Here is a 9,615-nt window from a genome sequence, read left to right on the forward strand (position 1 = left end):
CCGTCAACATCACCTGGAACAGCGGATGCCGCGCCAACGACCGGACCGGCGACAGCTCCTCGACGAGGCGTTCGAACGGCACATCCTGGTGCTCGAACCCGGCCAGCGACACCTCACGCACCCGAGACAGCAGCTCCGTGAAGGAAGGGTCACCCGACAGGTCGGTACGGATCACCAGCGTGTTGACGAAATACCCGACAAGATCATCCAACGCCTGGTCGGTACGGCCGGCGATCGCCGCACCGATCGGGATGTCCGTGCCGGCGCCGAGCTTCGACAACAAGACTCCGAGGCCGGCCTGCAGCACCATGAACGCCGTCACGCCCTGCGCCCGCGCGACCTCCAGCAACCGCGCATGCAGCGCCGCCGGCACGTCCACCGGCACCACGTGCCCACGGCGGCTCGCCACCGCCGGGCGCGGGTGATCGGTCGGCAGCACCAGCTCTTCGGGTGCACCAGCCAACGCGTGCCGCCAGTACGACACCTGCCGCGAGATCACACTGTCCGGGTCGGACTCGTCGCCGAGCAGTTCCCGCTGCCACAGGGTGTAGTCGGCGTACTGCACCGGCAGCGGCTCCCACACCGGAGCCCGACCCTCCACCCGCGCTGTGTACGCGGTCGACACGTCAGCCGCCAGCGGACCCGTCGACCAGCCATCGCCCGCGATGTGATGCACCACCACGACGAGCACCCGCTCGTCCGAGCCGTCGCTGAACAGCCACGCCCGGATCGGTACCTCCACCGCCAGGTCGAATGTGTGTTGCGTCGCTGCCGCCACCGCCGCACCGAGGTCCGCCGATGCCACGTCGACCAGCTGCAGCTCCCAGTCCAGGTCGTCCAGCGGGATCACCTGCTGGAACGGCTGACCGTCGACGGCCGGGAACACCGTCCGCAGCACCTCGTGCCGGCCGATCACGTCCCGCAGTGCCGCATTCAGCGCTGTCGTGTCGATGTCGCCGGACAGATCCAACATCTCCGGGATGTTGTGGGTCGCGCTCGCACCCTCGAGTTGCCAGAGGAACCACAGGCGCTGCTGCGCATACGACAGCGGCAGTCGCTCCGGCCGCGCCCACGGCACCAGCGCCGACCGCGCCGCTCCCGCGCCCGGCAGCCGGCCGGCCAGCCGCGCCGGGGTCGTGGCCTCGAACATCGCCCGCAGTGGCAGCTCCGCCTTGAACACGGCCCGGATGCGGCTCACGAGGCGCACCGCCAGCAGCGAGTGCCCGCCCAACGCGAAGAAGTCGTCGTCGACTCCGACCGTGTCGAGTCCCAGTACCTCAGCGAACGCCAGACACAACAACTCCTCCTGGACGCTGGCCGGGCTTCGGCCCGTTCCTGCGGTTGCGGCGAAGTCCGGGGCCGGCAGGGCTTTGCGGTCCAGCTTGCCGTTCACGGTCAGTGGTAGCGCGTCGAGTGTGATGAACGCCCCGGGCAGCATGTACTCCGGCAGCCGCGACGCCGCGAAGTTCAGCAGGGCCACGCCGTCAGCGGTGCCGACGGTGTACGCGACGAGACGCTCGTCCCGCAACATGACAGCCACCTGGGAGACCTGTGGATGCTCCAGCAGAACGGCCTCGATCTCACCCAGCTCGATGCGGAACCCGCGGAGCTTGACCTGTTCGTCGGCGCGGCCCTGGAAGACCAGGTCGCCGCCAGAGGTCCAGCGGACCAGGTCACCGGTGCGATACAACCGAGTGCCGGAGTCGAACGGGTCGGCGACGAACCGTTCAGCCGTCAACGCGGACCGCCCGACGTAGCCACGTGCCAGCTGGGTGCCGGCCAGGTACAGCTCACCCGCCACGCCGGCGGGCACCAGCGTGAGGCGGTCGTCGAGGACGTACGCCCGGACGTTCGCCATCGGCCTGCCGATCGGCACCAGCGTCGCGGTGTCTCCGGCGACGCACTCACCCGACGTGACCGTGATGGCCGCCTCGGTGGGGCCGTAGGTGTTGTGCAGCCGGGCGTTGGGCAACACGTCGAAGAACCGGTCGCGCACCGCGGCGGACAGTTCCTCGCCGCCGCTGAGGACCTGCCGCAGCGATCGGGACTCCGCCGTCAACGGTTCCGCGAGGAGAGCCTGCAAGAGTGACGGCACGAACTCCGCCGCCGTCACCCGCTGCTCCCTGATCAGGTCCGCGAGGTACTCCGGTTCGCGGTGGCCACCGGGACGCGCGATCACCATCGTGGCGCCGAAGGCCAGGGGGAGGAAGAGTTCCCACACTGACACGTCGAACCCGACCGGTGTCTTGAACAAGATCCGGTCCGACCGGTCCAGGCCGTATTCGTCTGCCAGCCACCGCAGCGTGTTCACCACCGCCGCGTGCGACACCACAACACCCTTCGGCGTGCCCGTCGACCCTGACGTGTAAATCACATACGCCGCACCGTCCGGCAACACCTCCACCGGCTCACCCACAACATCCGGAACATCCACATCGGACAACACACACGTCACACCCGCATCCGCAAGCATGAACGCCACCCGCTCCGCCGGCAGATCCAAATCAACCGGCAGGAACGCCGCACCCGCCCGTACCACACCCAACACCGCAACCACCAGATCAACACCCCGCGGCAACCGCACCCCCACCACCGACTCCGGACCAACACCCAAGCCCCGCAGATACGCCGCCACCCGACCCGAACGCGCATCCACCTCCCCGAACGTCACCGACACACCCTCGAACACCACCGCAACCGCACCCGGATCCCGCGCCACCTGCGCCGCGAACAACCCCGGCAACGTCCCAGCAACACCCTCCACCACCGTGTCGTTCCACTCAACCAACAGACGACGCCGCTCATCGGAAGCGAGGACGTCCACCTTGGACACCGGCGCCGACGGGTCTGCCAGCACTGCCTCCAGCGCCCGCACCACGCGGGCCGCGATCACCGTGACGGTCTCCGCATCGAACAGGTCCACAGACCCGATCAGCAGACCCTGCAACCCCGCGGGGGTGCCGTTCGCGTCGAACGCCTCGCCCATGGTGAGGTCCAGGTCGAACTTCGCCGTCACCAACGGCGGCGCCGCGTCCTCCGCCGGTTCCGTCGATCCGGCGATGTGTGCCCCGGGCAGATCCAACACCGCTCCGGCGTTGTTCTCCACCATCAGCATCACCTGGAACAGCGGATGCCGCGACAGCGAACGGGCCGGCGACAACTCCTCGACCAGAAGCTCGAACGGCACGTCCTGGTTTCCGAGCGCGGACAGTCCTGTCTCCCGCACCCGCCGCAGCAGTTCGACGAACGTCGGGTCACCCGACAGGTCGGTCCGCATGACGAGGGTGTTGACGAAGAACCCGACGAGGTCGTCCAACCCTTCATCGGTGCGCCCGGCGACCACGGTCCCGATCGGGATGTCCGTGCCCGCACCGAGCTTCGACAACACCACACCGAACGCGGCCTGGAACACCATGAACAGCGTCGCGCCGTTCGCCCGAGCCAGCTCCGCCAACCGCGCGTGCGTCTCGGCGGCAACCTGGAACGAGACGGCATGCCCCTGGTAGCCGGATGCGGCCGGCCGTGGCCGATCAACGGGCAGCGTCACTTCCTCCGGCGCACCGGCCAGCGCCTGCCGCCAGTAGTTGACCTGCTGGGACATCAGGCTCTGCGGGTCGTTGCGGTCGCCGAGCAGTTCACGCTGCCACAGCGCATAGTCCGCGTACTGGCCCGGCAGCGGCGTCCACCCGGGCGCCCGGCCTTCGCGGCGCGCGGCGTAGGCCGTTGACAGGTCCCTGGCCAGCGGGACCAGCGACCAGCCGTCGCTGGCGATGTGGTGCAGCAGTACCACCAGGACCTGCCTGTCCGGGCCGGACCTGAACAGCCACGCCCGGATCGGCACCTCTGTCTCGAGGTCGAAGACACAACCCATGGCCGTCTCCACCGCGGAGCTCAGCGCATCGTCGGTCACGTCCACGACCTCGAGCTCCCACTCAAGCTCGTCGATCTCGAGGATCCGTTGGTACGGCTCGCCGTCCGCCGTCGGGAACACCGTGCGCAGTACCTCGTGCCGGCCGATCACGTCCCGCATCGCCGCGCCCAAGGCCGCCGCGTCGACTTCACCGGACAGCCCGAGCACCATAGGGATGTTGTAGAGCGGGCTGCGGCCTTCCAACTGCCCGATGAACCACAGGCGGCGCTGCGCGAAGGACAACGGAAGCATCAGGACTCCTCTTTGTTGCGCATCGACCGGAACGCCGGCCTGTTCGACTTCTGATTTCCCATGCGGATTGCAAGCTCGGCCACCGTCGGAGCCTCGAACAGGGACCGCACATCGACCTCGACGCTCAGGGCTGCCCGGATTCGGCTGACGAGGCGTACCGCCAGCAGCGAGTGCCCGCCCAACGCGAAGAAGTCGTCGTCGACACCGACGTGGTCGATCCCGAGGACTTCGGCGAAGGCTTGGCAGAGTGCTTCTTCGCGGGCGTTGGCCGGGGCGCGTCCCGTGCCCGCGGCCGCGGCGAGCTCCGGTGTCGGCAGCGCCCGACGGTCCAGCTTGCCGTTGGCCGTCAACGGCAACACGTCAAGCACCACGACCGCCGCCGGGACCATGTACTCCGGCAACCGCGACCCGACGAACTGCCGCAACACACCCGACAACCCCGACACATCCGGATCGTCTTCGTCATCCTCCGCGACAACGTAGGCAACGAGGCGCTTGTCGCCCGGGACATCCTCGCGGGCTATGACAACGGCCTGCCCAACCTGCGGGTGCGCGGCGAGCACGGCCTCGATCTCGCCCGGTTCGATCCGGAACCCGCGAACCTTGACCTGCTCATCAGCGCGGCCCAGATACACCAGATCGCCGCCGGCGGCCCACCGCGCCACATCCCCGGTCCGGTACAACCGGCCACCCGCACCAAACGGATCCGCAACGAACCGACCCGCCGTCAAACCGGTCCGGCCCGCATACCCACGCGCCAAACCAGCACCAGCCACGTACAACTCGCCGGCGACACCTTGCGGGACCGGCACCAGCCGCTCATCCAGCACATACACCCGCGTGTTGATGATCGGAGCACCGATCGTCGGCGCCTCACCGACCGCCAGCTCGCGTGACATCGACGCACACACCGTCGTCTCCGTCGGCCCGTACGCGTTGACGAACCTGCGACCCGGCGCCCACCTGTCGACCAGTTCCGCGCTCAACGCCTCACCCGCAGACACGAGCGTGGTGACCGATGCCAGGTCCTCCTGGGCGAGAACTGCCAACACCGCCGGTGGCAACGTCGCATGCGTCACCCCGAACTGAGTCAGCACCCTCGTCAGGCCAGCACCCGGCAGCAGTTCATCCGCCGCGGCCACGACCAGGCAGGCACCCGAGCACAACGACACGAACATCTCAGCGGTCGCCGCATCGAAGCCGACCGACGCGAACTGCAACACCCGACTGTCGCCGCTCAGGTTGAACCGCTCCGCCTGTGCCGCCACCAGACTGCCCAGCCCGGCATGCGTAACCACGACACCCTTCGGCGTCCCCGTCGAACCCGACGTGTAGATCACATACGCCGGCTGCTGCGGCAACACCACCACACCCAGCGGCTCACCCTGCTGGGCCGCCACCGCGGCGGCTACCCGCGGATCGTCCAACGCTACGGAGCGCACCCGACCCGCAGGCAACTCGTCAAGGATGTCCTCGATGCCGAGCAGCATCCCCACCCGCGCATCCGCGAGCATGAACCCGACCCGCTCCACCGGAAGCCCGGGGTCGATCGGCAGATAGGCACCGCCCGCCTTCACCACCGCCAGCAGCGCCACGATCAGGTCAACGCCTCGGGGCAGGCTCACACCCACCACCGACTCGGCGCCTACCCCGAGGTTCGTCAGGTACCGGGCCAGCTGGTTCGCCCGAGCCTCCAACTCCGCGAACGACACCTCGATCCCGTCACCGACCACCGCCGCCGCGTCGGGAGTCCGCGCCGCCTGCGCCGCGAACAACTCCGGCAGCGTCTCGGCAGGCACCTCAACCGCCGTGTCGTTCCACTCCACCAGCACGCGGTCGAGGTCGGCCGCATCCAGCACCGGCACGCTCGACAGCGACGCCCGCGGCCAGCCCTCGAGACCCGCCTCCAATGCCGCCACCAGGCCCGAGACCGCGGTGGACATCATGCCGACCACCGCGCTCGGGTCGAGCGGTGCCACCACGTCCACGATCAGGTCGAACCCGTCGCCGTCGTCGTCGACCGACACCGACAGCGGATAGTTCGTCCGCTCCCGCAGGTACACCTGTCCCACCCTGGCCGCGGTGTCGTCGCCGACCTCGTCGGCGTCATCGTCGTCCTGTGGCTGTTCGAGCGCGGTGTGCCGGAAGTTGAACAACGAGTTGAACAGCGCCGAGTTCGCCGGCAGGCCGCTCGCCCGCTGGGCAACGGCGAGGGGGGCGTGTTCGTGCTCCAACAGCCCGGCCAGCTGCCCGCGCATCGCGATGACCGCGGCCACGACGTCGAGGTCGCCGGTCCGCATCCGAACCGGGAGCGTGTTGACGAACAGACCGACCCGGTCCGCACCGACGCCGGCGCTCATCCGCCCGAACAGCAGCGTCCCGAACACCACATCTTCGCGGGCCGCGACCACGGCGAGGACCCGTGACCACGCCACATGCATCACCGTCGCCGGGCTCGCCCCCAGCTTCCGGGACACCTCGCGCAACCGCCCGCCCAGGTCGGTGCCGACGCGCCCGGTTGCGCTGGCCACGCCTGCGCCGTCGCCGCGCACATCCATCACACCGAATGCCGCGGTCGGTTCGTCGACGTCCGCGAGCAGATCCCGGAAGTGTGCCTCGTGGTCGCCGTTGACCAGGCTGGCCCGGGCCTGGGCGACGAAGTTGCGGAACGGCGACGGCGCGGCGAGCTCGGCGGCTCGCCCGGCCAGGATCGTCCGCACCTCGTGGTACACGACCTTGACCGCGGTGTGGTCCTCGGCCAGGTGGTGGATCCGCACCAGGGCAAGCCATTGGCCGTCCCGGAGCTCGGCCACGTGCACGTCGACCAGCGGGGCGCGGCCCAGGTCCATCGACAGGCCCACCACCGACATCAGCGCGGCCGCCGGGTCCTGGGCGTCGGCGGCGAGGTGGATCTCAGTGACCGGCAGGGCCGCCGACCGCCACACCACCTGCACCGGCTCCCGCAACCCCGACCACACCACCGAGGTGCGGAACACGTCGTGCCGGTCGATCACCTGCTGCAGCGCGGCGACGAAGTCGTCGAGTCCGGCGCGGTCGGGCAGTTCGAACGCACGCGACACCGCGTACACGTCGTCGCCACCACGGGCCAGCAGGTGGTGGAACAGCATGCCCTCCTGCAGCGGCGCGAGGGGGTAGATGTCCGCGACGTTGGCCGCGCCACCCGCGACGGTGCCGACGACAGCCTGGATCTCGGCCTCCGTCAGCTCCACCAGGGGGAGCATGTCCGGGGTGATGACCTGTGCGTCGGCGGGAATCAGGTTCGGCGGGACCTCCACCGCTACCGCGCCCGCGGCCGCCGCCAGCCCTGCCGGCGTCGGAGCGTCGAACAATGTGCGCACCGACACCGACACGCCCCGCACCCGCAGCCATTCGACCAGCCGTACCACCAGCAGCGAGTGACCGCCGAGTGCGAAGAAGTCGTCATCGACGCCGACAGTGTCGACTCCGAGGACTTCGGCGAAGGCCTGGCAGAGCAGTTCCTCGCGGACGTTCGCCGGCCCGCGCCCGGTCCCGGCCGCCGACGCGAAGTCCGGCGCAGGCAGGGCCTTGCGGTCCAACTTCCCGTTCACCGTCAACGGCAACGCGGCCAGCACCACCACAGCCGCCGGCACCATGTACTCCGGCAACCGGTCGCCGGCGAACCCACGCAACTCGGCGGCCAGCCCGTCGCCGTCACCATCCGCCGGAACCACATACGCCACAAGGCGCTTGTCCCCAGCAACGTCCTCACGGGCGATCACCGCAGCGTGCGCGACCCGCGGGTGGGTGGCGATGACCGCTTCGACCTCGCCGGGCTCGATCCGGAACCCGCGGATCTTCACCTGCTCATCCGCCCGACCCAGATACACCAGGTCCCCGTCCGCCGACCAGCGCACCATGTCACCGGTCCGGTACAACCGCGCCCCACTGTCGAACGGGTCCGCGACGAACCGCTCCCCCGTCAGGCCTGGACGGCTGACGTAGCCCCGGGCCAGTTGGACCCCGGCGAGGTACAACTCGCCCGCGACCCCAGCCGGGACGGGCGCCAACTGGTCGTCCAGGACGTAGACGCGGGTGTTGAACACCGGCCGACCGATCGGCACCACCGGTGACCCATCGGCCCGCGCCTCGAACTCCGTCACGTCGACCGACGCCTCCGTCGGGCCGTACAGGTTGAACAGGCCAACACCCGGCAGGACCTCGAAGAACCGGTCCCGGGCAGCCGCACCCAACGCTTCACCCGAGCACACCACCCGTCGGAGCACACCGCATTCGGCTGCCTGCGGGGCGGCCAGGAACGCCTCCAACATCGACGGCACGAAATGCACGGTGTCGACGTGTTCATCGCGGATCAGCTCGGCGACGTAGCTCGGGTCGCGGTGGCCGCCCGGACGGGCAATGACCATCACCGCGCCCTGGATCAACGGCCAGAACAACTCCCACACCGAAACGTCGAAACCGAACGGCGTCTTGTGCAACACCCGGTCTCCTGGCTGCAACCCGAACCGGGCCTGCATCCACACCAGACGGTTCACAATCCCGGCGTGGGACACCACCACGCCCTTCGGGACACCCGTCGACCCGGACGTGTAGATCACATACGCCGCCTGCGCTGGCACCACCAGCACACCCGGATCCGAATCCGACGACCCGGGAGCGTCGACGGCCACGACCGGCACACCCAACCCGGCCAACGTCCCGTCGGACACGACACAGGCCGCACCTGCGTCCGCCAGCATGAACGCCACCCGGTCGGCCGGCAGGTCCGGATCGATCGGCAGGTACGCGCCGCCGGCCTTCACCACTGCCAACAACGCCACTACCAGGTCCGCGCTCCGCGGCAGGCTCACGCCCACTACCGACTCGGCTCCGACGCCGAGGTTCGCCAGGTGCCGGGCCAGCCGGCTCGCCCGGCCGTCCAGCTCCGCATAGGAGAGCGTCGCACCCTCGACCACCACCGCCGGCGCATCCGGTGTCCGCGCCACCTGCGCCGCGAACAACCCCGGCAACGTGTCAGCCGGCACGTCAACCGCGGTGTCGTTCCATTCACGCAGCACCCGGTCAAGCTCGGCCGCACCCAGCACACCGACCTCGGTCAGCAGCGTCGGTCCGCGGCCGTCGAGGCCGGCTTCCAACGCCGGGATGAGACCGGAGACCACGGTGTGCAGCATTGCCGCGACCGCCTGCGGGTCGATCGGCCCGACGGCGTCCACGGTCAGCCCGAAGCCGGTCCCGTCGTCCTCGATCGCCACCATCACCGGGAAGTTGGTGGTCTCGCGCCAGTACACGGCCCGGACGCCTTCGAACCCTTCATCGGCGGCGGTACCGTCATCGATGCCGCGTTCAGCTTCGTCGGCTCTGTTGTGCCGGTAGTTGAGCAGCGTGGCAAACAACGGCAGGTCGCCCGGCACCGCACTGACCCGCTGCGCCAACGCCAACGGCGCATGCTCATG

At 69.5% G+C, this 9,615-nt stretch carries 2 protein-coding genes (1 of these 2 running past the window's edge); both read right to left on the reverse strand.

Annotated features, from left to right (window positions below):
• Positions 1-4,162: the beginning of a non-ribosomal peptide synthase/polyketide synthase gene (locus AB0K00_RS37975; protein WP_363531061.1), read on the reverse strand. The gene continues 27,680 nt to the left of window position 1, outside the view; only the first 4,162 of its 31,842 coding nucleotides appear in the window; its start codon is at positions 4,160-4,162; its stop codon lies beyond the left edge, outside the window.
• Complete coding sequence (locus tag AB0K00_RS37980) at positions 4,162-9,600, reverse strand: amino acid adenylation domain-containing protein (protein ID WP_363531064.1); 5,439 nt, start codon at positions 9,598-9,600, stop codon at positions 4,162-4,164. Before AB0K00_RS37980 ends, AB0K00_RS37975 begins: the two co-directional genes overlap by 1 nt.
• Between the last annotated feature and the right edge of the window lie 15 nt (positions 9,601-9,615).

Origin of the sequence: Dactylosporangium sp. NPDC049525, assembly GCF_040676755.1 — a bacterium.
Classification (GTDB): Bacteria; Actinomycetota; Actinomycetes; order Mycobacteriales; family Micromonosporaceae; genus Dactylosporangium.